General features: G+C 72.0%; 18 protein-coding genes and 1 riboswitch. Of the genes, 7 read left to right on the top strand and 11 right to left on the bottom strand.

Annotation, left to right across the window (positions count from 1 at the left end):
• The first annotated feature begins 3 nt into the window (after window positions 1–3).
• Window positions 4–116, top strand: a riboswitch (ZMP/ZTP riboswitch).
• A 108-nt stretch (window positions 117–224) separates the two neighbouring features.
• Together ACIDOF_RS25490 and ACIDOF_RS25485 are read left to right on the top strand one after the other, a co-directional pair.
• Window positions 225–1,067, top strand: a complete 843-nt coding sequence (locus ACIDOF_RS25490) for a bifunctional 5,10-methylenetetrahydrofolate dehydrogenase/5,10-methenyltetrahydrofolate cyclohydrolase (RefSeq protein WP_409008478.1) — start codon at window positions 225–227, stop codon at window positions 1,065–1,067.
• 97 nt (window positions 1,068–1,164) lie between these two features.
• Window positions 1,165–1,794, top strand: a complete 630-nt coding sequence (locus ACIDOF_RS25485; RefSeq protein WP_409008413.1) for a TetR/AcrR family transcriptional regulator — start codon at window positions 1,165–1,167, stop codon at window positions 1,792–1,794.
• A gap of 22 nt (window positions 1,795–1,816) precedes the next feature.
• On the opposite strand, the gene ACIDOF_RS25480 is transcribed toward ACIDOF_RS25485, so the two are convergent.
• Window positions 1,817–3,067: an FAD-dependent oxidoreductase gene (locus tag ACIDOF_RS25480; RefSeq protein WP_409008412.1), complete on the bottom strand. Its 1,251-nt coding sequence runs from the start codon at window positions 3,065–3,067 to the stop codon at window positions 1,817–1,819.
• A 245-nt stretch (window positions 3,068–3,312) separates the two neighbouring features.
• On the opposite strand from ACIDOF_RS25480, the gene ACIDOF_RS25475 reads away from it, so the two are divergent.
• Window positions 3,313–5,742 (top strand): polysaccharide lyase 8 family protein, encoded by a 2,430-nt coding sequence (locus tag ACIDOF_RS25475; protein WP_409008411.1) that lies wholly within the window; start codon window positions 3,313–3,315, stop codon window positions 5,740–5,742.
• A gap of 67 nt (window positions 5,743–5,809) precedes the next feature.
• Window positions 5,810–7,582, top strand: coding sequence for a hypothetical protein (locus ACIDOF_RS25470; RefSeq protein ID WP_409008410.1), 1,773 nt, complete (start codon window positions 5,810–5,812; stop codon window positions 7,580–7,582).
• Window positions 7,583–7,599: 17 nt separating this feature from the next.
• Here ACIDOF_RS25470 and ACIDOF_RS25465 read toward each other — a convergent pair whose 3' ends face one another.
• Complete coding sequence (locus ACIDOF_RS25465; protein ID WP_409008409.1) at window positions 7,600–10,011, bottom strand: hypothetical protein; 2,412 nt, start codon at window positions 10,009–10,011, stop codon at window positions 7,600–7,602.
• 193 nt (window positions 10,012–10,204) lie between these two features.
• Here ACIDOF_RS25465 and ACIDOF_RS25460 point away from each other — a divergent pair, with 193 nt between their 5' ends.
• The 3 genes from ACIDOF_RS25460 (at window position 10,205) to ACIDOF_RS25450 (ending at window position 12,737) form a co-directional block, all read left to right on the top strand.
• Window positions 10,205–11,269, top strand: a complete 1,065-nt coding sequence (locus tag ACIDOF_RS25460; RefSeq protein WP_409008408.1) for a PucR family transcriptional regulator — start codon at window positions 10,205–10,207, stop codon at window positions 11,267–11,269.
• 164 nt (window positions 11,270–11,433) lie between these two features.
• Window positions 11,434–12,144, top strand: a complete 711-nt coding sequence (locus ACIDOF_RS25455) for a hypothetical protein (RefSeq protein WP_409008407.1) — start codon at window positions 11,434–11,436, stop codon at window positions 12,142–12,144.
• Between the two features lie 50 nt (window positions 12,145–12,194).
• Complete coding sequence (locus ACIDOF_RS25450) at window positions 12,195–12,737, top strand: hypothetical protein (protein ID WP_409008406.1); 543 nt, start codon at window positions 12,195–12,197, stop codon at window positions 12,735–12,737.
• Window positions 12,738–12,757: 20 nt separating this feature from the next.
• On the opposite strand, the gene ACIDOF_RS25445 is transcribed toward ACIDOF_RS25450, so the two are convergent.
• From ACIDOF_RS25445 to pucL, 9 genes are all read right to left on the bottom strand, one after another.
• Window positions 12,758–13,747 (bottom strand): hydroxyacid dehydrogenase, encoded by a 990-nt coding sequence (locus ACIDOF_RS25445; protein ID WP_409008405.1) that lies wholly within the window; start codon window positions 13,745–13,747, stop codon window positions 12,758–12,760.
• Window positions 13,748–13,782: 35 nt separating this feature from the next.
• The gene (locus tag ACIDOF_RS25440; protein ID WP_409008404.1) at window positions 13,783–14,697 is read right to left on the bottom strand and encodes a carbohydrate ABC transporter permease; all 915 of its coding nucleotides are present in this window, start codon (window positions 14,695–14,697) and stop codon (window positions 13,783–13,785) included.
• Window positions 14,694–15,641, bottom strand: coding sequence for a carbohydrate ABC transporter permease (locus ACIDOF_RS25435; protein WP_409008403.1), 948 nt, complete (start codon window positions 15,639–15,641; stop codon window positions 14,694–14,696). Before ACIDOF_RS25435 ends, ACIDOF_RS25440 begins: the two co-directional genes overlap by 4 nt.
• A 48-nt stretch (window positions 15,642–15,689) precedes the next feature.
• Entirely contained in the window at window positions 15,690–16,991 is a 1,302-nt protein-coding gene (locus ACIDOF_RS25430; protein WP_409008477.1) for an ABC transporter substrate-binding protein, read from the bottom strand.
• A gap of 169 nt (window positions 16,992–17,160) precedes the next feature.
• The gene (locus ACIDOF_RS25425; protein WP_409008402.1) at window positions 17,161–18,252 is read right to left on the bottom strand and encodes a substrate-binding domain-containing protein; all 1,092 of its coding nucleotides are present in this window, start codon (window positions 18,250–18,252) and stop codon (window positions 17,161–17,163) included.
• Window positions 18,253–18,611: 359 nt separating this feature from the next.
• Entirely contained in the window at window positions 18,612–20,015 is a 1,404-nt protein-coding gene (locus ACIDOF_RS25420; RefSeq protein WP_409008476.1) for a nucleobase:cation symporter-2 family protein, read from the bottom strand.
• Between the two features lie 425 nt (window positions 20,016–20,440).
• Window positions 20,441–21,829 carry an 8-oxoguanine deaminase gene (locus ACIDOF_RS25415; RefSeq protein ID WP_409008401.1) on the bottom strand — a complete coding sequence of 463 codons (1,389 nt, stop codon included), beginning with the start codon at window positions 21,827–21,829 and terminating at the stop codon, window positions 20,441–20,443.
• 79 nt (window positions 21,830–21,908) lie between these two features.
• Window positions 21,909–23,324, bottom strand: coding sequence for a nucleobase:cation symporter-2 family protein (locus ACIDOF_RS25410; RefSeq protein WP_409008400.1), 1,416 nt, complete (start codon window positions 23,322–23,324; stop codon window positions 21,909–21,911).
• A gap of 70 nt (window positions 23,325–23,394) precedes the next feature.
• Window positions 23,395–24,318, bottom strand: coding sequence for a factor-independent urate hydroxylase (gene pucL, locus ACIDOF_RS25405; protein WP_409008399.1), 924 nt, complete (start codon window positions 24,316–24,318; stop codon window positions 23,395–23,397).
• Window positions 24,319–24,321 lie beyond the last annotated feature (3 nt).

Raw genomic sequence — 24,321 nt, 5'->3', positions numbered from 1 at the left:
CTGGGGGCGGGCCGTGACTGGCGCTGAGGTGGATCACCACCGGGGAGCGGCCCGACGGTCTCCGTCGCCGTACCCCCGCAAGGGGCCGTACGCCGCCGCGCGCCTGGGCGAAATCCGCAGTTGATGCCGACGACGCCCGGGAGCACCCCATGACCGCACAGCCCACCGAGACCCAGCAGACGCCGCAGGCCCCGCAGACCGCCCAGGCCCAGGGCGCCCGGCTCATGGACGGCACCGCCGTCGCCCGCCGCATCGTGGAGCGCACCGCCGCCCGCGCCGCCGCCCTCACCGAGCGCACCGGCGCCACCCCCTGCCTCGCGACCGTGCTCGTCGGCGAGGACCCGGCGTCGGTGACGTACGTGAAGATGAAGCGGAACCGCTGCGAGAAGGCCGGGATCCGCTCGCGGCACGTGCCGCTGCCCGCCGACACGACCACCGAGCAGCTGGTCGCCGCGCTCACCGAACTGTCCGCCGACCCCGAGGTGCACGGCATCCTGCTGCAGCACCCGTGCGGCGAGCACATCGACGAGCGGGCCGCGTTCGAGGCGATCGCGCCGGAGAAGGACGTCGACGGCGTGACGATGCGGTCGTTCGCGGCGATGGGCTTCGCGCTGCCCGGCTTCGCGTCCTGCACGCCGGGCGGCATCATGCGCCTCCTCGACGCGTACGACGTCGACCCGACCGGGAAGCGCGCCGTGGTCGTCGGCCGCAGCGCGATCCTCGGCAAGCCGGTCGGCATGATGCTGCTCGCGCGGGACGCGACGGTCACGTACTGCCACTCGCGCACGCGGGAGCTGTCCTCCCTGGTCCGGGAGGCGGACATCCTCGTCGCGGCCGTGGGGCGGCCCGAGTTCATCCGGGGTGCGGACATCAAGCCGGGCGCCGTGGTGATCGACGCCGGGTACAACGCGGGCAACGTGGGCGACGTCGAGTTCGCCGCGGCCGCCGAGCGGGCGAGCCTCATCACGCCGGTGCCGGGCGGCGTCGGCCCGATGACGATCGCCGTGCTCCTGGAGCAGACCCTGGACGCGGCCGAGGCCCAGCTCGGCGTGACGGCGACCGCCTGACCTTCCGCCGTCCTCCCCGGTGTACGGTCGGGTCCGGCCGCGGCACACCGCCCGCGCCCGGCCCGGAACCGCCCGTACGCAGGGGAGATGAGTCACGATGAGCCCGCGCCGGGCGACCGGAGCCGGACCGGGGTCCGGGGAGCCGACCTTCACCGAGCGGGCCCGCCGCGAACAGCTCGTGGCGTGCACGATCGAGCTGATCGCGAGCCGCGGCTACCCGGCGGCCTCGCTCGCCGCCATCGCCGAGCGCGCCGGCCTGTCCAAGGCCGCCGTCCTCTACCACTTCGGGACGAAGGACAAGCTGACGCGGGCCGCGTTCGAGCACGTCGTGAGCCGGTTCGCGGCGTACGTGCACGAGCGGGTGGACGCGGCGCCCGATCCGCGGGCGGCGCTCGTCGCGTACGTCCGGGCGATGGTCGGCTACCAGCAGGCCAACCGCAGCCACGTCCGGGTCATCACGGAGACGCTGCTCGACGACGCGGGCGGCACGCGCCTGAAGACACCCGGCGGGCACGAGGCCACGGGGCGGCTCGACGGGCTCGTCGAGCTGCTGGTCGCGGGCCAACGGGCGGGCGTGTTCCGGGAGTTCGCACCGCGCCCGGTCGCCCTGGCCGTCGGCGGCGCCATCGACGGCGTGGTCGCGGCGTGGCTGTCCGACCCGGACCTCGACCTGGACGCGGCCGCCGACGAGCTGGTCGAGTTCACGCTCCGGGCCGTCGACGCGTAGCCCCCGGGCCCCCGGGGTCTCGTCAGGCAGCGTCCCTGCGCGCGAACTCCGGTGCGTGCTCAGGTCGTACGCCCATCCCGCCCACGTACGCGGCGATTCCCTGGAGCAGCCGGGAGCGGCGCAGGGCGCGCAGCGGCAGGGGCAGCGGGCGGTCGTCGAGGGTGCCGTCGAGGGCGGGGCGGATCAGCATGTCGTGCTCGGCGAGCTGCGACTTCTGCGTGACGGCGACGGGCAGTTCGCGCCGCTTCTGCACCCGCGCGAGGTCGGCCTCGGTGACCCGGCCGCGGCGCAGCGGGCCGGCGAGGAGGCGGGCCGCGGCGACGGCGTCCTGCACGGCGAGGTTGACGCCGACGCCGCCGACCGGGGACATGGTGTGCGCGGCGTCGCCGATGCAGAGCAGCCCGTCGGCGTGCCAGCGGGGCAGTCGGCCCATGGTCACGTCGAGCATCTTCACGTCGTCCCAGGAACGGATCGCGGATGTCAACTCCGGTGCCCAGCCGAAGAGTTGGCCGAGCCGTGCGCGCAGTTCGGCCACGTCACGGCGCCGGCGTCCGGCGTCGGTGCCCTTCGGGATGAGGTAGGAGGTCTGGTAGTAGTCGCCGCGGTCCATGGTGACGGCGACCTGGCCGGACCCGAAGTGGCCGAAGACCCGTCCGCTGTGCGCGGCGTCGGGCCCGGGGGCGGGCACGCGGATCTGCCAGACGTCCATCGGCACGGGGAACGCGCGCTGCCGCAGCCCGGCCGCGGCGGCGACGACGGAGCCGCGCCCGTCGCAGCCGACGACGAGATCGGCCGCCAACTCGCCCTCCTCCCCGTCACGTTCGCGCAGCCGTACGCCCGTGACGCGGCCGTCGGCGTCGGTGAGCAGGCCGGTGACGGCGGTACTGCGGCGCAGCGTGAACGTGGGCTCCTCGGCGGCCGCTTCGGCGAGCAGGTCGAGGAAGTCCCACTGCGGGACCATCGCGATGTACTTGTGCCGGGTGCGGCCCGGCATGCGCCGGAAGTCCGCCATGGTCACCGTGGTCCCGGCGACCTGGATGCGCATCTCCTCCAGGCGCTGCGCGGGCAGCGCGTCGAAGCGTGCGCCGAGCCCGAGTTCGTCGAGGAGGCGGAGCGTCGAGGGATGGACGGTGTCGCCGCGGAAGTCGCGCAGGAAGTCCCGGTGCTTCTCCAGGACGGTGACGCGCACTCCGGCGCGGGCGAGCAGCAGCCCGAGCATCAGGCCCGCGGGGCCGCCGCCCACGATGCAGCACGTCGTGCGTTCCCGGTTCATGGCAGTACCTCCGCAGCAGGGCCGACTCACTCAGCTGACCGACTGGCCAGCAATCTAACCGATCGGTCAGACGCGATACGGACCACCCTCCGGACCCGAACGGACCCCGCCCCTCAGATCGATCGAAACGCTCAACTCGGTTCCATCCATTGAGCGTTCGATCGCAAGCGTGCTAGAAACCGCTCACTTCCAGCAGCCGCAGCTCTCCCGCCTTCGTGACCCTCCCCTGCCTTCGGAGCCCTCTCATGCCCGATTCCACGCCCCGCTGGTCCCGCCGCGGATTCCTCGCCACGTCCGGCGCCGCCGCCCTGGCTCTCTCGGCGGTCGGCAGCACCCCGGCCCACGCCCGACAGGCCGCCGCCGAGGACGAGTTCGCCGTGCTCCGCGCCCGCTGGCGCACCCTGCTGCTCGGCGACGGCTTCTCCCCCACCGCCGAACCCTTCCGCTCCAAGCTCGCCGCCCTCGGCGCGACCGCCCGCCGCCACCTGGACGCGCTCGACCCGAAGCCGGGCTCGCTGTGGCCCGACGCCGTCTGGGCGGACCCCGAGCCCGACAAGGACCAGGAGTCGTACGGCTACTCCGGCAGGATCCAGGAGAGCGCGACCCGCCTGCGCACCCTCGCCGAGGCGTACTGCCAGCCCGGCACCGGACTCACCGGCGACACCGCGGCCAGGGACCGGATCGTCGCCGCGTACGCGCATCTGCTCGCGGACGTCTACCACGAGAACCAGACGCCGTACGGGAATTGGTACAGCTGGGAGATCGGGGCGCCGCAGCCGCTGCTCGACGTGGCGGTGCTGCTGCACGAGCATCTGGGCGCCGAACTGATCGCGGCGACCGTGCGGGCCGTCGACCACTTCGTGCCGGACTCCAAGGTGGCGCAGTACACCGGCACCAGCACCGGCGCCAACCGGATCGACCTGTGCCGGGTGCTCGCGCTGCGCGGCGTCCTCGACGGCACGGCGGCCAAGGTGACGCTCGCCCGGGACGCGATGTCGCCGACGTTCCCGTACGTCACGAAGGGCGACGGGCTCTACGCCGACGGCTCGCTGATCCAGCACACCAACGTGCCGTACACCGGGTCGTACGGCGCCGTCCTCATCGACGGGACCGGGCGGCTGCTCGCGCTGCTCGACGAGTCGAGCTGGCAAGTGACCGACCCGAAGCGGCAGTTGTTCCTCGACGCGGTGGAGGCGGCGTACGCGCCGTTCCTGCACGACGGGCTGATGATGGACGGCGTGTCCGGGCGGGCGATCAGCCGCGGCCTCACCGCGGGCGACCCGAACGGCGTGCAGCAGGACGACCATCTGCGCGGCCACGCCGTGATCGGCTCGGTCCTCGTCCTCGCCCAGGGCGCGAGCCCGGCGGAGGCGGCGCGCTGGCGGGCGCTCGCCAAGGGCTGGCTGACCCGCGACCGGTACGCGGACGTCACCACCGGCCGCACCCTCGGCGTCGCCGCGCTGTCCCGCGTCAACGCGCTGCTCGCCGACGCGTCCGTGACGGCCGCCCCGGAGCCGCTCGGGCACCGTCTGTTCCCGTCCATGGACCGGGCCGTGCACCGCACCCGCACGTTCACCGCGTCCCTGTCGTCGGCGTCGAAGCGCATCACGTACTACGAGAACGGCAACGGCGAGAACGTCCGCGGCTGGCACACCGGTGCGGGGATGCTCTACTGGTGGGCCGGGGACGCGAACGGCGGGCAGTACAGCGACGGTTGGTGGCCGACCGTCGACCCGTACCGGCTGCCCGGCACCACCGCGTCGCTGAAGCGGCTCGCCGACGGCGAGGGCGGCACGTGGGGCGCGGCGACGCCGGACACGACCTGGGCGGGCGGCACGACCGACGGCACGTACGCGACCCTCGCGCAGCATCTCCTCGGCCTGTCCTCGACGCTGCGGGCTCGAAAGTCCTGGTTCTTCCTCGACGACGCGGTGGTCTGCCTCGGCGCCGGCATCACGGCCACCGACGGCACGGGCGTGCACACGGTGGTCGACAACCGCAGCCTCGGCGCGGACGGCACGGCGCAGCTCGTCGTCGACGGCCGGGTGCGGGACACGGACGGCGCCGTCGACGCCCGCTGGGCCCACCTCGACGGGCACGCCGGCTACGTCTTCCCCGGCGGCACGCCCCTCACCACGCTCCGCGAGGACCGCACCGGCGCCTGGAAGGACATCAACGGCGGCGGCGCCACGACCCCGGTCACCCGGCGGTACGTCACGCTCACCGCGGACCACGGCACCGACCCGGCCGACGCCTCGTACGCGTACGCCGTGCTGCCCGGCGCGAGCCGCGAGCGGACCGCGGCACGGGCGGCGGACCCCGACTGGCTGCTCACCCTCGCCAACTCGGCGCGGGCGCAAGGCATTCGGGTGCCCTCCCTCGGCTTCACCGGCGTCACGTTCTGGGAGCCGGGCACGGTCGGGAAGGTCGACGTGGACGCGCCGGTGTGCGTGCAGATCGTGGAGCGGCGGGACGGCACGGCGGTCCTCACGGTCAGCGACCCCAACCGTGCGGTGCGGGCGCTGCGACTGACCTGGCGGCACCCCGTCCACACGGTCCTGAGCAAGCCGTCCACCGTGACGTCGGCCCGCACCGGCACATCCCTCACCCTCGCCTTCGGCGACCTGAGCGGGACCGCGGGGGCCACGCAGCGGGTGGTGGTCGGACTGCGGTGACGTGCGGTTATCGTGGCCGCAGCCCAGGGGGGCGTGGACCACGAGGCGTACGGCGAGGAGTGTTCGGGTGAGGGAGGGCCGTCGGCTTCCGCTGCCGATCAGCGCGGACCGGGACCGCTGGGCCACGGTCCTCCCCGAGCGCACCGTCCTCGGCGTCGTGCACAACATCACCGCCGCGACCCGGCTCCTCGACCTGCTGTCGGTCTTCGAGGGCGACCCGCGCGTCCAGGTCGTCTTCTCGTGCACGGGCTCGTCCGCACTCGACTCCGGCGTCACGGAATTCTTCACCGCCCACGGAATGGCCTTCGTGGCATGGGAGGAGGCGCGGGACTCCGAGGCGTTCGACCTCGCGATAGCCACGAGCAGAGGAGGAGATCTGCATCTCCTCCGAACTCCCCTTATTGGCACGCCACATGGGGCCGGATACAATAAGAAGCTGGCGAAGAAACCGGAAACCGGAAACCGGAAACCGGAAACCGGAAACCGGAAACCGGAAACCGGAAACCGGAAACCGGAAACCGGAAACCGGAAACCGGAAACCGGGGCTTTCGGGCTCACCGCGGAATGGCTGCTGCACGACGGGAAACTGGTCCCGTCCGCCGTCGTCCTCTCCCACTCCGAGCAGCTCGACCGCCTGGCCGAGAGCTGCCCGCAGGCGGTCCCGGCAGCCGTGGTGGCCGGGGACCCGGTCATCGACCAGCTCCGGGCCTGCCTCCCCTTCCGTGAGCGGTACCGCCGCGCCCTCGGCATCACCCCCGGACAACAACTCGTCGTCGTCTCGTCGACCTGGGGGCCGGCCTCCACACTCGGGTCGACACAGCACAGCGACATCCTCCGCCGCGCCCTCGCCGAGCTGCCGCACGACGAATTCCGCGTCCTTGCCGCCATCCACCCCAACGCCTGGCACGGGGCGCAGCACTCCTGGCAGTTGCACCAATGGCTCGCCCCGCTCCTCGACTCCGGACTGCTGCTGCCGCCGCCCGAATCCGAAACCTGGAAGGCCGCGCTCTGCGCCGCGGATTTCCTGATCGGCGACCACGGGTCCGTGACGTTGTACGGCCACGCCCTCGGCATTCCGTGCATTCTGGCGGCATTCGACACCCGGACGGTGGCGGAGGGCTCCCCGATGCACCGTCTGGGCGAGCAACTCCCCCGCCTCCGCCACGGAATCCCCCTCGGCCCTCAACTCGCCGCGGCAGCAAGGAACCAGACTGCCCCCTGGGGCCCGGACGACCCCGTCACCTCACGCCCCGGCGAGGCCGCCGCGCTGCTCCGCTCGCTCTTCTACACCTGGCTGAAGCTCCCCGAGCCGGACGAGCCCGCGCTGTCCCGCCCCGTCCCCGTACCCCCGACCCTGCCCGTCCATCGCGTCCTCCCGCACGCCCCCGCCCGGTACGTGACCGTCGACGTGGACCAGCCAGGCCGGCGGGTCACCCTGCACCGCTACCCGGCCGCCCACCAGCGCACCCAGCGCGCCCACCTCGACGGGGCCCACCTGGCCGCCGACGTGGACGACCCCGACCAGCGCCTCCCCCGCACCGCCGACGTGCTCCTCGTACCGCGCGACCGCTCCGCCCGGCACAAGACGTACGGGTCCCGCTTCCCGCACCACGGACTGCTGGCGTACGAGGAAGAGGAGCACAGCTGCCGGGCCGTACCACCCAACTCGCAGCCGCTGCAGGCACGTTGGGTGCGACGTCCGGGCTGGGCGGACTTCGGGGTGGCGGCGTCCGCGGTGTTCGCGCTGCTGCCCGGCGCCGCGGACGGCGAGGCGCGTCGCCTGCACGTGCACGGCGGTGAGGGGCTGGAGGCGGGGCTGCTGGAAGTGCGGCGGGCCTGAGGCTCCCCAAGGCCCGGCTACCGTTCGTCGAGCCGGTCCAGAAGCTGCCGCACCTCGTCCGCGCGGGCGCTGTTGCGTCGCGCGAACAGCTCCCGGGCGCTCTCCCAGTCGGCGCGCGCCGCGTCCGGGTCGGACCGCTCCGCGTGCAGCCTGCCGCGCAGCAGTCGGACCTCGGCCAGCTGATAGGTGGCCGCGAGCTGCTCCATGCCCTGGTCGGCCCGGTCCAGATGGGCGAGCGCAGCATCCAGTTGCCCGCAGGCGATCCGGTCCTCGGCCTGCCGCAGCCAGGTCTTGGCCACGTTGAACCGGTCCGGGCCGTACGGCAGGTTCTCGAACTCCTCGCGGGCGCGGACGAAGGCGTGCTCGGCGTCGTTGTGCCGGTTCAGGGCGGTGTACGCGCGGGCTGTGTGGAACGTCAGGAGGGCGCGGCCTCGCGGGTGGTCGACGCCCCCGAGCGCCGCCCTGGCCTCCTCGAAGTGGTCCAGGGCGCGTTGCGCGTGCTTCAGCTTCAGGGCGTGCAGGCCCATCGCCTCCAGGACGCTGGACTCCGTGCGCCGCCGCGCCTCGTCCCGCTCGCCCTCGCGGACGATGCCCAGAGCCGTCTCGAAGTGCTCCCACGCCAGGCGCGGGTCGTCCTCGTCGAGGCTCCAGCGGTCCAGGTGGGCGAAGCCGAGCTGGAAGCGCATCCGGGCGACGGCCAGGAGGTCGCCGCATTCCTGTGCGGCTGCGAGGCCCGCCCGGTGCGACTCGATCCACTCCGCATGGCTGCGGGTGCGCAGGTAGAAGCTCCACGACGCCTGGCAGAGCAGCCAGGCCTGCCGGTGCCGGCCGGTGGCGTGGGCCAGCAACACGGCCGGTACGAGGGTGTCCCGGCGGCTCGCGAACTCGCCCTCAGCCCTTGCCTGTTGGGCCGCCCCCTCCGCGTACGGCCGGGCCTCCGCGGCCCGGCCCCGCAGCGGGGGCACGTACTGCGGCGCGTACAGCCAGCGCAGCGAGAGGGCCGACTCGGCGCGCTCCGCCCACTCCAGGACGTACGCGAAGAACCGGTCGCGCAGGTCCTCGCGCGCGCCGTCCTCCTCGTCCTGCTCGGCGCGGGACAGCGCGTGGTCGTGGACCAGCGGCTCCAGGCGGCACGACTCCTCGTCGGGCCGCTCCACGACGCTGCGGTTCCGCAACTCCCGTAGCGCGGACCGCACTTCCAGGCCGCTCCACGCGGGCAGCAGGGCGTACAGCGTGTCCAGGGTGACGCGGCCGCCGGGCAGCAGGCCGAGGAGCCGGTAGAGCTGGGCCGCCTTCGGGCCGAGCCGGCCGTACGCGAGGGTGAGGTCGTCGTGCAGCCGATCGTCGTGGTCCATGGTGAAGAACTCCTGCCTCGTGCTGCGGTGGGCCAGGAACTCGGCGAGGTCGTCCACCATCTCCAGGTCCGTGGGCTCCAGCGAGGCGGCGACCATGCGCAGGCTCCAAGGGCTGCCGCCGACGCTGACGGCGAGGCGGTGCAGCCGCTCCGGCGGTAGGTCCAACTCGCTGACGCTGCCGATCAGTTCGACTCGGTGCGGGACCTCCAGCGGGGGCACCCGGAACTTGCGGAAGTCCGGGGCCCCGCCGATCCGGGCCGGGGCCTGCTCGCAGGTGATGAGGACGGCACTGCCGGGGGTGCCCGGGAGCAGCGGCTCGATCTGCGCCCTGGTCTCAGCGTTCTCCAGGATGACGACGACCGGGCCGGTCTGGCGGTGGGCCCGGGCACAGGCTCTGCGGAACGCGGCCGACTTGGCGTCGAGGGTGCCCGCGCGCTCCTGGGGCGGGGCGTCGAGCTGGTGCAGCCAGGTGTCGAGCACGGTGGCCGGGTCGGCGTGCCTGCCGTCCGCCGTCCGGCCCAGGTCGTAGGTGAGGACGGGCCCGGAGAAGTAGTCGAGGTGTTCGCTCGTGAAGCGGCGGCAGGCGGTTCTGCGGCCGCTGCCGCGCAGGCCCACGAGGCCCATCACCGCGGGCACGTCCGCCGCCCGGCACTTCGCCCAGTGCTCCTCCAACTCGGCGTGCAGGGCGTCGTGGTTGACGCGGTGCCGCGTGTTCGGCCGGAGCTCCGGGTGCGCGGACGCCTCGTCCCCGTCCTGCACGAGCTCGCGTACGGCGTCGGCCCCTCGCTCGGGCTCGGTGTGCAGCAACTCCTCAAGTGCGGCGGCGAGTTGGGCCTGCAGCTCCTCGACGGCTTCCCGGTCGCCCGCCTCGTGCGCCGCCGTGAGCTCGCGGACCAGCCGTTCCAGGTCCGGCCCGGAGGGCTCGGTTCCCGCGGCGTCGCCGCCGCCGTCGCGCGCCATGAGCTCCCGGACCTTCCCCACGCCGGTCATCGCCCAGGTGAACAGGCCCGTCGTGACGAGCTGGACCACGGTGGTCGCCCCCGCCCGCGCCAGATTGACGAGTTCCGCCTCCACGCCATCCCCCAACTGTCGTCCGGCACGCCGCCCGCACGTGCACCCACCCACCCTAGAGATGATCACGCGGCCACGACAGGCGTTCCGGCGGGTCAGGCCCTCCGGCGGGTTCGGCAGGCTCGAGGGAGGGCCTCCCCCGGTGCCGCCGACAGCCCCGGGAGCCCCCGTCCGCAGGGCCGTTACCGTGGTCGGCGTGACAACGACGACGGACGAGCCCGGGGGCGGGCACCTGGAGGGGTACGCGCGGATCCTGCGGGACGTGGCCGCGAGCGGGCGGCGGATGACACGGGACGAGCGGGAGTCGCGGCGGCTGCAGGGCGAACAGGCCGCCGAGGCCGGGCTTCCGCTGCGCGCCCTGGTCCGCGCCCACCTGGCCGCGACCCGCGCCGAGTGGCCGGGCGAGCCGGCCGCGGCGGACGCGGTGCTCGCGGCGGTCGAGCAGGGCGTGGACGCGTTCATCGAGGGGTACGAGCGCGCCCAGCGCCTCGCCGTGCGCCAAGCCGAGGCGGCACGGCGGGAGTTCATCGACGACCTGCTCTACGGGCGCAGCGACCTGGGGCGGCTCGCGGAGCGCGCCGAGCGGTTCGGGCTGCTCCTCGCGCACGAGCACGCGGTCGCCGTCGCGGAGGGGCCGGAGGCGTACGACGACACGCATCCGGTGACCCGGCAGGTGGAGAGCGCGCTCATCGCCCGGTTCGGGGACCGCTCCACGCTGCTCACCACGAAGGAGGGGCGGCTGATCTGCATCGCCCCCGGCGACCAGAACGACGTGCTGACCCACTTCGCGAAGCAGGCGCACGCGGCGACGAGCGGCGGCCGCGTCGCCCTCGGCCGCCCGCACAACGGCGCGAGCGGCGTCGTCCACTCCTACGAGGAGGCCCTCAACGCGCTGGACCTGGCGGAGCGCATGCACCTCGACGACCCGCTGCTGCGCGCCGCCGACCTGCTCGTCTACCCGGTCCTGGCGCGCGACCGGCAGGCGATGGCCGACCTCGTCGACTCCACGCTCGGCCCGCTCCTCACGGCGCGCGGCGGGCCCGGCCCGCACCTGGACACGCTCGCGGCGTACTTCGACTCGGGCTGCGTGTCGGCGCGCGCGGCCCGTGAGCTGGCGCTCAGCGTCCGCGCCCTCACGTACCGCCTCGACCGCATCCACAGCCTCACCGGGTACGACCCGACGGACCCGCAGCACCGCTACACGCTGCAGACCGCCGTCATCGGGGCCCGGCTGCTGGGGTGGCCGGAGGGCGAGGCGTAGGCGTCCGCGTAGGCGTCCGGGCCGCTCGGCGGGCGCAAGGGGCACCCAGGAGCGATCGAAACGCTCAACTCGGTTGATTCCATTGAGCGTTCGATCGCTTGCTGCTACACAAGGAACGGCTGAACATCCAGGCGCCCCCACCCCCCTCTCCCCGAGGAGCCCCCATGCGCAAGCGCCGTACCGGTTCCCTCCTTGCCGCCGCGTTCTCCTTCGCCCTCCTCTCCTCCGGCCCCGCGCACGCCGCCGTCATCTGGGACGGGGACGCCGGGCAGGGCACGGGCGTCTTCTCGTCTGTGCTGTGCGAGTCGCCGGGCAGTGTCGTCGCGCAGGACAACAACGACGGCCGGGGCCCGGTGTTCAAGTTCAACAAGCCGCTGGGCCTGGAGCGTTGCGAGGCGCACGGCATCCGGGTCGGCGGCTCCCGGTACACGTTCCGCAACGACAGCACGTACTGGATCGGCTGGGACACCTCCACCAACACCCCGGACGCGGGCACGATCTTCCAGTGGAAGTCGTACGGCACGGGCGACCAGCACCAGCAGAACTACCCGGTGCTGATGAAGGTCGAGGGCGGGATGCTGAAGCTGTTCCACATCGAGGTCGGCGAGAAGTGGACGCTGAAGTGGTCCACGCCGGCGCCGACCAGCACGTACAAGCGGATCGTGCTCGGCATCCACACCTCCGACGAGGCGTCGACCGGCTGGGTGGCGGCGTTCCACAACGGCACGAAGGTCGCCGAGTTCTCCGGCCGCACCTGGGACGACCTCGGCAACGACACCCGCTTCGGCACGTACGGCGCCGAGGTCAAGGACAAGCGCGTCATCAACTGGATCGACGGCCTGAAGGTCGGGACGACGTACGGGGACGTGGACTAACCTCCTGTCCGCACAGGTGAGTTGGCGGTCCACAGGCCTTGGGGGTCGGCATGGTCGTCCGCGCGGCGCGGCACACGAAGCGGACGGCGCTGCTCGCCCCGCTCACCCTCGCAGTGCTGCTCCTTACCGCCTGCGGGCCGGAGGAAGAGGACCGCCAGGACGTGGGCGCCGCGCACAGCGGCGGCCCGTCGGCCTCGTCCGGCCCGCCCACGCCCCCGCCCCCGTCTCCCTCCCCGGCCCTCACCGCAGCGGACGGGGACGACGTGGCGGCCTGCGCCGACGGCGACTGCGAAGTGGTCGTGTCCGGGCCCGTCGTCGTGCGTTTCGACGGGCCGGGCGGCGCGGCCACGCTGTCCGTGACCGAGGTCGGCCGGCACAAGGTCGCGTACTCCGTGAAGTCCGGCGCCGGGCGCTCCCAGGGCTCGGCGAGCGGGCCGGGGCACGGATGCCTCACCGTGCTGCGCGCCAACGGGAGCGGCAACTCCTGCGGGCGGCTCGCACCCGGCCGCCCGGAGCGCCGACAGGACGCCGTCGTCGTGCAGTTGACGGCGGCCGCGGGCGGATCGGCGCTCCTGCACATCGTGTCCCCGTGAGGCGGCCCGGCCCTGACCGTTCACGCCGACCGCGAGAGCGTCTCCGGGTCGACCGGGTCCAGGAACGGCAAACCCCTTGCGTAGCGGGCGAGTTCGCTGATCGACGCGTCCGCGAGGCGGTGGAGTTCGCCGCCGATGGAGCCCGCGAGGTGGGGGGTGAGGAGAACGTTCGGGAGGTCGAAGAGCGGCGAGTCGGCGGGCAGCACCTCGGGGTCGGTGTGGTCGAGGACCGCGTGCAGCCGGCCCGTGCGCAGCTCCCGCGTCAGCGCCTCCGTGTCGACCAGGGAGCCGCGGGCCGTGTTGACGAGCGTTGCCCCGTCCGGCATGAGCGCAAGCCGCCGAGCGTCGAACAGGTGCCGGGTGGCCGGGAGTTGGGGCGCGTGCAGGGACACCGTGTCGCTGCGCAGGGCGAGCGCGTCCAGGTCGTCGACGAGCTCCGCCCCGAGCGCCGCCGCCTCCCCCGCACCCACGTACGGGTCGTGCAGGAGCACCCGTACGTCGAAGGGGGCGAGGAGTTCGATGACGCGGCGGCCGATGCGGGAGGCGCCGACGACGCCGACCGTGCGGCGGTAGTTGCCGACGTCCGGGAAGCGTTCGATGAGGTTCACGCGGCCGCGCGCCGTGCGGTAGGCGTGCGCGCCCTCCAGAACCCGCTTGTTGGCGAACAGGATCGCGGCGAGCGTGTACTCGGCGACGGGCAGCGCGTTGGCGGCCGCGGCCGTCGCGACCGCGATGCCGCGGCGCCAGCACTCCTGTGTGACATGCCCCTTGACGCTGCCCGCCGCGTGCACCACAGCGCGCAGGCGCGGCATTCGACGCAGCGCGGCCCGGTCGAGCGGCGGACACCCCCAGCCGGTCAGCAGCACCTCCGCCTGGCTCAACTCCCGTTCCTGCAACGGCTCCTGGGCGTCGAAGTCGGTCACGATCAGCGCCGGGTCGAAGCGGGCGACCTCGGCGAGGCGGCGCAGCTCGGCCGCGCCGAACACCGCGTCCCGGGTCTCCGGGCTCATCGCGAGGACGGTACGGGGACGGCGCTGCATAGGCTTCACTTCACGGCTCCGGCGGTCAGGCCGGAGCGCCAGAAGCGCTGCAGGCACAGGAAGGCGACGATCAGCGGCAGCACGGCGACGAGCGCGCCGATGATGACCAGCGGATACAGCTCGGGCTGCTGGTACACGTTCTTCTGCCACGCGTAGAGCCCCAGGTTCACCGGGTACAGCTCCTCGTCGTTGAGCATCATCAGGGCCCCGTAGAAGTTGTTCCAGGACGCGGTGAACGAGAACAGGAAGATCGTCACGAAGCCGGGCGCGAGCATGGGCAGCGACACCGAGGCGAACGTCCGCACCTCCCCCGCCCCGTCCACCCGCGCCGCCTCCAGGACCTCGCCCGGCACGTACCCCTCGGAGAACACCCGCGCCAGATACACCCCGAACGGGTTGACCAGGCTCGGGATCAGCACCGCCCAGTACGTGTTGACCAGCCCGGCCTCGGACGCCAGCAGGTACAGCGGCAGCTGCACCACCGTCGCCGGCACGAGCACCCCGACGAGGACCAGCCCGAACAGCGGCTCCTTGCCCTTGAACGCGTACTTGTCGAAGGCGTACCCGCAGGACACGGAGACGAGCGTGGACAGCAGCGAGCCGACGACGGTGTAGAGCACGCTGTTGCCGAGCCAGCGGGCGTAGATGCCGTCGTTGTACGCGAAGAGCTCGCCGAGGTTGTGCCACAGGTTGAAGTCGCCGAGGGCGAACGGGTTGGTGGCGAACAGGTCCCGGTAGTTCTTCGTGGACGCGATGACCAGCCAGGTCAACGGCATCAGCGTGTACAGCGCGAACACGAGCAGCACGGCGTGGACGGTGAACTTCGACGTCAACTGCCGTGGCGCACGCGGCCGTCGGCGGACGACCGGGGGCGGGACCGGAACGGTCGCACGGACGGGTCGGGCGGTCTGCGTGCTCATGCGGCCGCCTTCCACCGGTTGCCGAGCTTGGTGACGACGTACGAGAGGAGGCCCGCGACCAGGGCGAGCAGCAGGGAGGCGGCCGCGGCGAGGCCGTAGTCGCGGCTCTCGAAGGCCTGGGCGTAGATGTACATGGTCGGCGACCACTCCGGGCCGAGTTCGGTGGCGCGCAGCTGGATCAGCTTGGGCGCGTCGAACAGCTGGATCGCGCCGACGCAGGTGAACAGGAGGGTGAGGACGACCGTCGAGCGGATCATCGGGATCTTGACCTGCCACGCGGTGCGGAACGCCCCGGCGCCGTCGACGGTGGCGGCCTCCAGGGTCTCGCGCGGGATGGCCTGCAGCCCCGCGTAGAAAATGATCATGTTGTACCCGATCCACTGCCAGGCCGAGACGTTGACGATGGAGTACAGCGCCTCGTCCGCGCCGAAGAAGTTCCACTCCACGCCGAGCGCGCCCAGGGCGTCGGTGACGGGGCTGAGGCCCGGGGTGTAGAGGTACAGCCAGATGATCGAGGCGACCAGGCCGGGCACGGCGTGCGGCAGGTAGTACGCGATCTGGAAGAACCGCCGGGCGCGGGTCAGCGCCGAGTCGACGAGCAGCGCGAGGGCGAGGGCGCCGCCGATCATCACCGGGATGTAGAGCAGGCAGTAGACGGCGATGTGCCCGAAGGAGCCGAGGAACGCCGAGTCGGTGAGCGCCTCGGTGAAGTTGCCGAGCCCGGCGAAGACCCGCTCGGTGCCGCCGAAGCCGAGGCCCGACGACTCCTCCCGGAACAGGCTCATCCACGCGGCGTACGCGAGCGGGGCCAGCGTGACCGCCGCGAACAGGACGAAGAACGGGACCATGAACAGGGCGGCGGCGCCACGTTGGTTGCGCCGCCGCGCGGACGAACTGCCGCCCGCGGCCCGCGACTTGACGGGCCGGGCGAGGGGAACAGCCACCGAGGGCTCCTTCGGGCTGGTACGGCTTCCAAGTACGGCCGGGGGGCGTCAGTCGGCGAGCTTGAGGCCGCGCTCCCGGATCACCTTCTCGGCCGTCGACTGCCCGTCGCGCAACGCCTCGGTGTGGTCCGCGCCGGTCGTCAGCTGCGCGGACGTGACCTTGGCGTGCACCGGGCCCCAGGTCCAGCCGGGCACGATCGAGTCGGCGGCCGCGCCCGCGATGCCGTACACGTCCTGGCCGGGGAAGTACGAGCCGTCGAACTCCGCCGCCGCGACCTTCCGCATCGCCTCGTTGGCGGGCAGGGCGCTGCTCGGGGTCTTCTGCGAGGTGACGCGGGCCTTCATCGCGGCCGGGTCCGTGGTGGCCCACTCGATGAACTCGGCGGCGGCCTCGGTCTTCTCGCTGCCCTTGGGGACGATGAACGAGGTGCCGCCGTACATGCCGGTGGCGGGCTTGCCGTCCCAGGTGGGGATCGGGGCGATGCCCCACTTGCCCTTGCTGTCGGGGTAGCCGGTCGGGAAGTTGCCCGCGCTCCAGGCGGCGCCGATGACGGTGGCGACCTTGCCGGTGGCGCGCTCCTTCGCCTCGCCCTCGCCCCACAGCGGGGTCTTGGAGGCGAGCCCGTCCTTCAGGAGCCCGTCCCAATAGGCCGCGACCTTACGGGACTCGGGGTCGTCGATGTCGACCTTCCAGGCCTCGCCCGCCGTCCCGTACCAGCGGGCGCCGGCCTGCCAGGAGAGGCCCGCGAGCAGCGCCGGGTCGCCGCCGCCGAAGTTGGTGATGGTGACGTCCGGGTCGGCCTTGTGGATCTTCTCTGCGGCGGCGCGGTACTCCTCCCAGGTCTTCGGGACGTCCACGTCGTGCTTCTTGAAGATGTCCTTGCGGTAGAACAGCTCGATCGGGGTGACGTCGAAGGGCACGGCCCAGGTGCGGCCGCCCAGGTTGACCAGGGACTTGATGTTGTCCGGGAACTTCTCGTCGACGGTGTCGCCCGCGACCTCCGTCAGGTCCTCCAGGTTGCCCTCGCTCGCGTACTCGGGGAGCTGCGAGTAGTCCATCGTCGCGACGTCGGGGGCGTTGCCGCCCTTCACCGCGTTGGACAGCTTGGTGACGCCCTCCGGCCCGGACGGCACGAGCGAGAACTTCACCTTGATGCGGTCCTGGCTCTTGTTGAACGCCTCGACGGTCTCCTTGGCGCCGTTCGTCGCCGACCAGTAGGTGAGCGTGACGGGCTCGCCGTCGGCCCCGGCGGCGCCCGACCCCTCGCCGCCTCCGCAGGCGGTGGTCAGCAGCGCGAGGGAGGCGACGGCGGCGGTGAGTGCTGTTGCAGTTCGGGACGTACGTGACATCGGCATGGCACGGCTCCTACGAGACCTCGGACCGCTCGACACGGCCCCTGCGCACGGCAGTTGGGGAAGAAGAGGCGAACGAGGGCCATCCTTTGCGCCAGAGTGATCGCCGGTCAAGACCGAATGACCAACTCGATCAAAACGATCGCTCGGCGTTGGTGCCCACGCCTCAGCTTCCGCAGGAGGCGCGCACCTTCAGCTCGGGCAGGACGTCGACGTGCCGCCGCGCGCCGGGCGACCCGGCGAGCCGCTCGATCAGCAACTCGGCTGCACGGGCGCCCACTTCGCGCTTCGCGGGCGCCACGGCCGTCAGCGGCACGTCGGCGAGCGGGGCGACCTCGTCGTCGTACGCGATGACCGCCAGGTCCTCCGGCACACGCACGCCGCGCGCCTGCAGGCGAGGGATGAGGACGATCGCGTCGGCGTCGCTGTGCACGAGGGCCGCGGTGACGCCGTGCCGCTCGACGGCCTCGCAGAGGTAGTCGAGGGTGCGGTCGAAGCGCTCGGCGCGGGAGACGGCCGGCTTGCCGTCGAGCGGGGAGACGGGGGCGGGCTCCAGGCCGAGGGCCTCCACGGCCGCCTCGTACCCGGCCTGCAGGCGGCCGCGGTGCGGGTTCTCCTGCGCGGCGATGGCGACCTTGCGGTGGCCGAGCCCGGCCAGGTGCTGGACGGCGCGGGCGGCGCCGTACGCGTGGTCGGTACGGACCCGGTCGAGGGCGGCGGCGGGATGGCCGAGCGGGGCCCAGCGCTCGACGAGGACCGTCGGCACACCCAGCTCGGCCACCCAGGCGCCGGTGCCCGGCTCGGGCGCGCTGCGCTCCCAACTCGGCGTCAGGAGCAGGCCGTCGGCGCCGGTGGAGAGCAGCCGCTTCACCTGCGGGCCGTCCTCGTCGGGCAGGTAGTGCGAGAGACCCACGACGAGTCGCGCCCCGTGCGCCTCCGCAGCCTCGCGGGCGCCCTGGACGACGTCCGCGTAGTAGTAGCCGGTGGTGGGGACGACCATGCCGAGGGTGAGGCCGTCGGCGGTCGGTTCGGGTACGGGGGCCTGCTCGGCCGGCCGCTCCCCCGGCCCCGGCCCGGGCCAGACCACGGCGCCGTGCAGTCGGTGCACGCGGCCCTGCGTGGCCAGTGCTTCGACGTCGCGGCGCAGAGTGACGGCGGATACGCCGAGTTCCGCGGCGAGTTCGGCTACGCGGACGCTGCCGCGCTCCTTGACCAGTGCGAGGACTCGCTCGTGCCGTTGGTCGACGTGCAGACGCATGGCTCTCCCCTCCGTGCCGGAGCATCCGACTGCGCCAGCATAACGATCACACCCGATCAATACGATCGCCCCGAGGCCCTTCCCTCCCACTGGCCTCGCCCTTCGGGCTCGATCGTTTCCCCTCCCCGCCCCTTCCCGAAAGCCTGCGGCGCCGTCGTGGCTGGTCGCGCAGTTCCCCGCGCCCCTTTTTTCGGGGCTCCGCCCCGAGCCCCGTCAGGGGCGCGGGGAACTGCGCGGGCGACCACGACGGCGCCGCAGACGAAATGGACGCGTCGGAACCAAGAAGCGTGGCGCGTGCGGCTGTTGGGCCGGACGCGCCACGCTTCGTCAAGGGCTTCGGTAAGTGCGAGGGCACCGCCTCAGTGCGCCGGCGCCTGCTCCGCCCGGTTCTGGGGGAGCGAGCCGGCGATGTCCTCGCCGCCCTCCATCGGGTGCGTGACATCCGCCGCGTCCTTGCTCTTTCCGACGTGGTTGAAGACCAGGTTGAGGACCACCGCCGCCACACAGCCGGTGGAGATCCCGGAGTCCAGGATGATCATCGCGGTCTCGGGGAACGCGTGGTAGAACGTCGGAGCCGCGATCGGGATCAGGCCGACGGCGATGGACACGGCCACGATCAGGACGTTGTTGTCCTTGTCCAGGCCCGCCTTGGCGAGGGTCTGGATTCCGCTCGCCGCCACCGAACCGAACAGCACGATCCCCGCACCGCCGAGCACCGGCCGCGGCACGACCGCGATCAGGGACGCGGCGATCGGGCACAGGCCCATCAGGACCAGGAAGCCACCGCCGACGGCGACCACGAAGCGGCTGCGGATCTTCGTCATCGCGACCAGGCCGACGTTCTGTGCGAACGCGCTCGCCATGAAGCCGTTGAACAGCGGTGAGATGGCCGAGCCGAGGGTGTCGGCGCGCAGGCCGGCCGCGATGGTCTTCTCGTCCGCGGGCTTCTCGACGATCTCACCGAGCGCCAGCATGTCGGCCGTCGACTCGGTCATCGACACGATCATGACGACGGACATGGAGACGATCGCGGCGAGCGCGAACTGCGGTGCGCCGAAGTGGAACGGCGTCGGGAAGCCGACCAGGTCCGCCTCGCCGAGCGCGCTGAAGTCGGCGACGCCGAACGGGATCGCGACGACCGTACCGGCGACGAGACCGAGGAGTACGGCGATCTGCTTGACGAAGCCGCTGGTGAAGCGGCGGATCAGCAGCACGATGACGAGGGATATCGCGGCGAGTCCGAGGTACTTGAACGAGCCGTAGTCGTCGGCCGCGGGGTTCGGCCCCTGCGCCCAGCCGAAGGCGACGGGCATCAGGGAGACGCCGATCAGGGTGATCACGGTGCCGGTGACGACCGGCGGGAAGAACCGGACCAGCTTGGAGAAGAACGGTGCGGCGAGGAAGCCGAGCAGACCGGCGACGATCACGGCGCCGAAGATGACCGGCAGCGCGTCCTTCTTGTCCGGGGTCTGGTTGACGATCGCCACCATGGGCGCGACGCCCGCGAAGGTGACGCCGTTGACGAACGGGAGCCGGGCACCGATCTTCCAGATGCCGAGCGTCTGCAGGAACGTCGCCAGGCCCGCGGTGAACAGGCTGGCTCCGGTGAGGAACGTGAGCTCCTTCGCGGAGAGCCCGACGGCTGCTCCGACGATGAGCGGCGGGGCGACCACGCCCGCGTACATGGCGGCCACGTGCTGGAGGCCACTGGTCATCATCTTGAGAGGCGGCAACTTCTCGTCGACCGGGTGCTTTTCGGGCATCTGGTCGCGGACGTTGTCGTCCTCTGGCACGGCGACTGCTTCTCGAACCCTGGGCTTTGCTGCCACGGCGGTTCCTCCGGTCGGTTAACGCGTCGCCAGCGACGCGGGTGTCATGGAGGTCGTTTCTGCTGGTGCGAACAGCTCGTGCTGCGAAGAGCTGCGTGGAGCTGCGGTGTGCAAACAGCTGGCGGTGCTGGTGCTGCAAGGTCGTGCACGTACTGCTGAGCGGTATGCGGTTGTGGCGAGGGGTGCGATGTGCGGGTCGCTGTGCGGTTGTCGCGGTGGTGCGGTGACGGTGGGGTGGTTCACCGGTACCGGTGGGCGTGGCGTTCGTGCGCCGCGCCCACCGGCTCCGGCTGCCGTGGACCCCGCTCGGGTCCACGGCGACCGGCCGAGGGCCGTCCCCCTCGGCCGGACTCCTTGGGTCAGGCCGAGGCCGCGATCCGGGCGAGGCGCTGGGCCTCGGCGCGGGTGTCACGGGCGATGGCCTCTTCGTCGACCGTCAGCAGGCGGTTGGCCTCGACGATCTGCTTGCCGTTGACGAACGACGCGGTGACCGGGGCCGCCGCGCCGAAGACGATGGCGGTGACCGGGTCGGCGATCGACGAGTGGCCGATGCCGTCGATCTTCCACAGCACGAGGTCGGCGAGCTTGCCGGCCTCGAGGGAGCCGATCTGGTCGGCGCGGCCGAGCACTTGGGCACCGCCGTAGGTGCCCAGGCGCAGGGCCTGGCGGGCGTTGAGCGCGGCTTCCTTGTGGGCGCCGAGCCGGTTGATGAGGAGCGCGTTGCGGAGTTCGGTGTGGAGTTCACCGGACTCGTTGGACGCGGTGCCGTCCACGCCGAGGCCCACGGGGACGCCGGCCGCCAGCATGTCGGGGACGCGGGCGATGCCGGCGGCGAGCCGGGCGTTGGACGACGGGCAGTGCGCGACACCGGTCTTCGTACGGGCGAAGGCGGCGATGTCGGAGTCGTTCATGTGGACGCAGTGCGCCATCCACACGTCCTCGCCGAGGAATCCGGTGGACTCGAAGTAGTCGGTCGGGCCCATGCCGAACAGCTCGTGGCAGAACTTCTCCTCCTCCACGGTCTCCGAGCCGTGGGTGTGCATCCGGACGCCGAGCCGGCGGCCCAACGCGGCGCCCTCGCGCAGGAGTTCGGTGGAGATGGAGAACGGGGAGCAGGGGGCGACGGCGACCTGGGTCATCGCGTCGAAGGAGGCGTCGTGGTGCTTCTTGACGGTCTCCTCGGTCGCGGCGAGCGCGCCCTCGGTGGTCTCGACGGCGAAGTCCGGGGGCAGGCCGCCGTCCTTCTCCGAGCGGTCCATGGAGCCGCGGGCGAGCGTGAAGCGGACGCCCATGTCGCGGGCGGCGCCGATGATCGCCCCGGAGAGGTCGCCGGAGCCCTGCGGGTAGACGTAGTGGTGGTCCATCGCGGTGGTGACCCCGCCACGGGCCATCATCGCGAGGGAGCCCTGCGCCGCCGCGCGGACCATCGGCTCGTCGATGCGCGCCCAGGTCGGGTAGAGGGCGACGAGCCAGTTGAACAGGTTGTGGTCCGTGGCCAGGCCGCGGGTGATCCACTGGTAGAAGTGGTGGTGCGTGTTGACCAGACCCGGCGTGATCAGGTGGCCGGTGGCGTCGATGCGCCGGACCACGTTCGTGAGGCCCTCGGGCGCGGGTCCCGCGCCGACGGTCTCGATCCTGTTGTCCGCGATGACCAGGTGGCCCGAGGCGTACTCGGTGTCCTGGCTGTCGACGGTGGCGATCGCCGCGTTCTCGATGACGATGCGCTGAGGGGCTGCCGAAGGTGCCATGGTGCGCTTCCTTCTTGTGTGTGGCGGTGGTGGCGACCCTCCGCCCGGGGGCGGGCGGAGGGGAGGGCACGGCAGGACCCTAGGAGGATTTGAGTGCCGCGGGCGCGGGGGCGCGTCCACGGGTGCCGAGATGGTGGAAGAACAGGTTCAGCGTGACGGCGACGAGTGCGCCCGCGCTGATGCCGGAGCCGAGCACGGTCTGCGCCCAGGCCGGGAAGTCCGCGTAGAACGTCGGGGCGGCGAGCGGGATGATGCCCGCGCCGAGCGAGACGGCCACCAGGATGATGTTGGAGCTGTCGTCGAGCCCGGCCTCGGAGAGCGTACGGATGCCGCTCACCGCGATCGAGCCGAACAGGACGATGCCCGCGCCGCCGAGGACCGGCATCGGCACCAGGGAGACGACCGCGCCGAGCACCGGGAACGCGCCGAGGACGATGAGCGCTCCGCCGGCGACGGCGACGACGTACCGGCTGCGCACCCGGGTCAGCGAGACGACGCCGACGTTCTGCGCGAAGGCCGAGGTGGGGAAGCCGCCGAAGACGGGGCCGAGCAGGGTGGCGATGCCGTCGGTGCGCAGGCCGCGGGTGATGGTCTTCCCGTCGGTGGTGCGCTCGCAGATCTCGCCGAGGGCGAGCATGCCGGCCGCGGACTCGGTCATCAGGACCAGCATGACGATGCAGAGCGACAGGATCGCCGCGGGCTGGAACGTCGGCATGCCGGCGTCGAACGGCGTGGGCAGCGCGGCGACGGGGGCCGCCTGGAGGGACGAGAAGTCCGCCATGCCGAACGGGATCGCGACGACGGTGCCGATGAACAGGCCCATGAGCAGGGCGACTTGCTTGAGGAAGCCGCGCCCGAAGCGCTGGAAGAGCAGGATCACGACGAGCGTGAAGGCGGCGAGCGCCAGGTACTTCATGTCGCCGTAGTCGGCGGCCTCCTTGTCGCCGCCCTGCGCCCAGCCGACCGGTACGGGCATCAGGGTCACGCCGATGAGGGTGATGACGACGCCGGTGACGAGCGGCGGGAAGAAGCGCAGGAGCCGTCCGAAGAACGGTCCGACGACGAGGCAGAAGACGCCGGCGACCATCACCGCGCCGTAGATGGCGGGGAGTTGCTCGCCGTGGGCGTTGGTCTCCGCGATGGCGAGGATCGGTGCGATGCCCGCGGAGGAGGCGGCGTTGACGAACGGCAGCCGGTTGCCGACGAAGTTCTTGACGCCGAGGGTCTGCAGGACGGTGGTGAGTCCCGCGATGAGCAGTCCCGCGGCGATGAGCCGGGTCTGCGCGGCGGTGTCCAGGCCGACGGCCTGGCCGATGATCAGCGGAGGGGTGACGACGCCGGCGTACATGGCGGCGATGTGCTGAAGGGCGGCGGGGATGAGCCGCGACGGGTGGAGCTTCTCATCCACCGGGTGGTAGGCGGCAGTTGACGTGCCGTCGGTCTCCGGTGGGGTGGAACACGGGCCTTCCGCAGGCCCTTTTGCAGGCTGTGCCATAGCTGTGCGTTCCCTCCGGTGAGGAGCGCCCCCGTCCGCTGCGGACGGGCGGGGGCGCACTCATCCCGCGTCAGAGGTTGGTCATGTCGACCGGGATCTGGGGCTCTACGCCGTCCCGCAGGATCGTGGCCTCGATGAGGCCGTAGGGACGGTCGGCCGCGAAGTACACCTCGTTGTCGTTCTTCAGGCCGAACGGCTCGAGGTCGACGAGGAAGTGGTGCTTGTTCGGGAGCGAGAAGCGGACCTCGTCGATCTCCGAACGGGCGTTGATGATGCGCGAACCCATCTGGTACAGGGTCTGCTGCAGCGACAGGGAGTAGGTCTCGGCGAAGGCCTGCAGCATGTGCTTCTTGACCTGCTCGTAGGACTTCTCCCAGTTGGGCATGCGCTGCTCGTCGTCGGTCCAGTTGAACCGCCAGCGGCCCGACACCTGGGTGGCCAGGATGCGGTCGTACGCCTCCTGGAGCGTCGTGTACTTGTCCTTGACGTAGCCCCAGAACTCCGAGTTGGTGGAGTTCATGACGACGAGGTCCTTGAGGCCGGAGATGACCTCCCACTTCTCACCGTCGTACGTGATCTGGCTGACGCGGGTCTCCTGGCCCTTGCGGACGAAGGAGTGCTTGACCTCGTCGGAGCCGATGAACTTCGAGTTGGCGTCGGAGGTCTCGATGCGGTCCCAGGCGTACTCCTCGATCCGGATGCGCGCCTGCTTGATCGGCTCCTGGGACGTCACGAAGTGCCGGGCGAGGTGGATGCCGAACTGCTCGGCGGACTCGATGCCGTACTCCTTGGCGAACGCGTACACCGTGTTCTTGGTGGTGTCGGTCGGCAGGACGTTGGCGTTCGAGCCGGAGAGGTGCACGTCCTCCATGTCGCCGGAGAGGGCGACGGAGACGTTCAGGTCCTTGATGTGGTGGGTGTCGCCGTCCCGCGTGATCTTGACGACGCGGTTCTCTGCTTTGCCGTACTGGTTCTGGCCGAGAATCGTGGGCATGTC

It is taken from the genome of Streptomyces sp. Da 82-17 (assembly GCF_046098215.1).
GTDB lineage: Bacteria > Actinomycetota > Actinomycetes > Streptomycetales > Streptomycetaceae > Streptomyces.
Note: the sequence above shows the minus strand (reverse complement) of the source record. Positions and strands in the feature narration are given on the sequence as shown.

Coding starts and splice junctions, on each gene's coding strand:
- ACIDOF_RS25490 (WP_409008478.1), top strand. CDS start 225: ATGGACGGCACCGCCGTCGCCCGCCGCATCGTGGAGCGCACCGCCGCC.
- ACIDOF_RS25485 (WP_409008413.1), top strand. CDS start 1,165: ATGAGCCCGCGCCGGGCGACCGGAGCCGGACCGGGGTCCGGGGAGCCG.
- ACIDOF_RS25480 (WP_409008412.1), bottom strand. CDS start 3,067: ATGAACCGGGAACGCACGACGTGCTGCATCGTGGGCGGCGGCCCCGCG.
- ACIDOF_RS25475 (WP_409008411.1), top strand. CDS start 3,313: ATGCCCGATTCCACGCCCCGCTGGTCCCGCCGCGGATTCCTCGCCACG.
- ACIDOF_RS25455 (WP_409008407.1), top strand. CDS start 11,434: ATGCGCAAGCGCCGTACCGGTTCCCTCCTTGCCGCCGCGTTCTCCTTC.
- ACIDOF_RS25450 (WP_409008406.1), top strand. CDS start 12,195: ATGGTCGTCCGCGCGGCGCGGCACACGAAGCGGACGGCGCTGCTCGCC.
- ACIDOF_RS25445 (WP_409008405.1), bottom strand. CDS start 13,747: ATGAGCCCGGAGACCCGGGACGCGGTGTTCGGCGCGGCCGAGCTGCGC.
- ACIDOF_RS25440 (WP_409008404.1), bottom strand. CDS start 14,697: ATGAGCACGCAGACCGCCCGACCCGTCCGTGCGACCGTTCCGGTCCCG.
- ACIDOF_RS25430 (WP_409008477.1), bottom strand. CDS start 16,991: ATGTCACGTACGTCCCGAACTGCAACAGCACTCACCGCCGCCGTCGCC.
- ACIDOF_RS25425 (WP_409008402.1), bottom strand. CDS start 18,252: ATGCGTCTGCACGTCGACCAACGGCACGAGCGAGTCCTCGCACTGGTC.
- ACIDOF_RS25420 (WP_409008476.1), bottom strand. CDS start 20,015: ATGCCCGAAAAGCACCCGGTCGACGAGAAGTTGCCGCCTCTCAAGATG.
- ACIDOF_RS25415 (WP_409008401.1), bottom strand. CDS start 21,829: ATGGCACCTTCGGCAGCCCCTCAGCGCATCGTCATCGAGAACGCGGCG.
- ACIDOF_RS25410 (WP_409008400.1), bottom strand. CDS start 23,324: ATGGCACAGCCTGCAAAAGGGCCTGCGGAAGGCCCGTGTTCCACCCCA.
- pucL (WP_409008399.1), bottom strand. CDS start 24,318: ATGCCCACGATTCTCGGCCAGAACCAGTACGGCAAAGCAGAGAACCGC.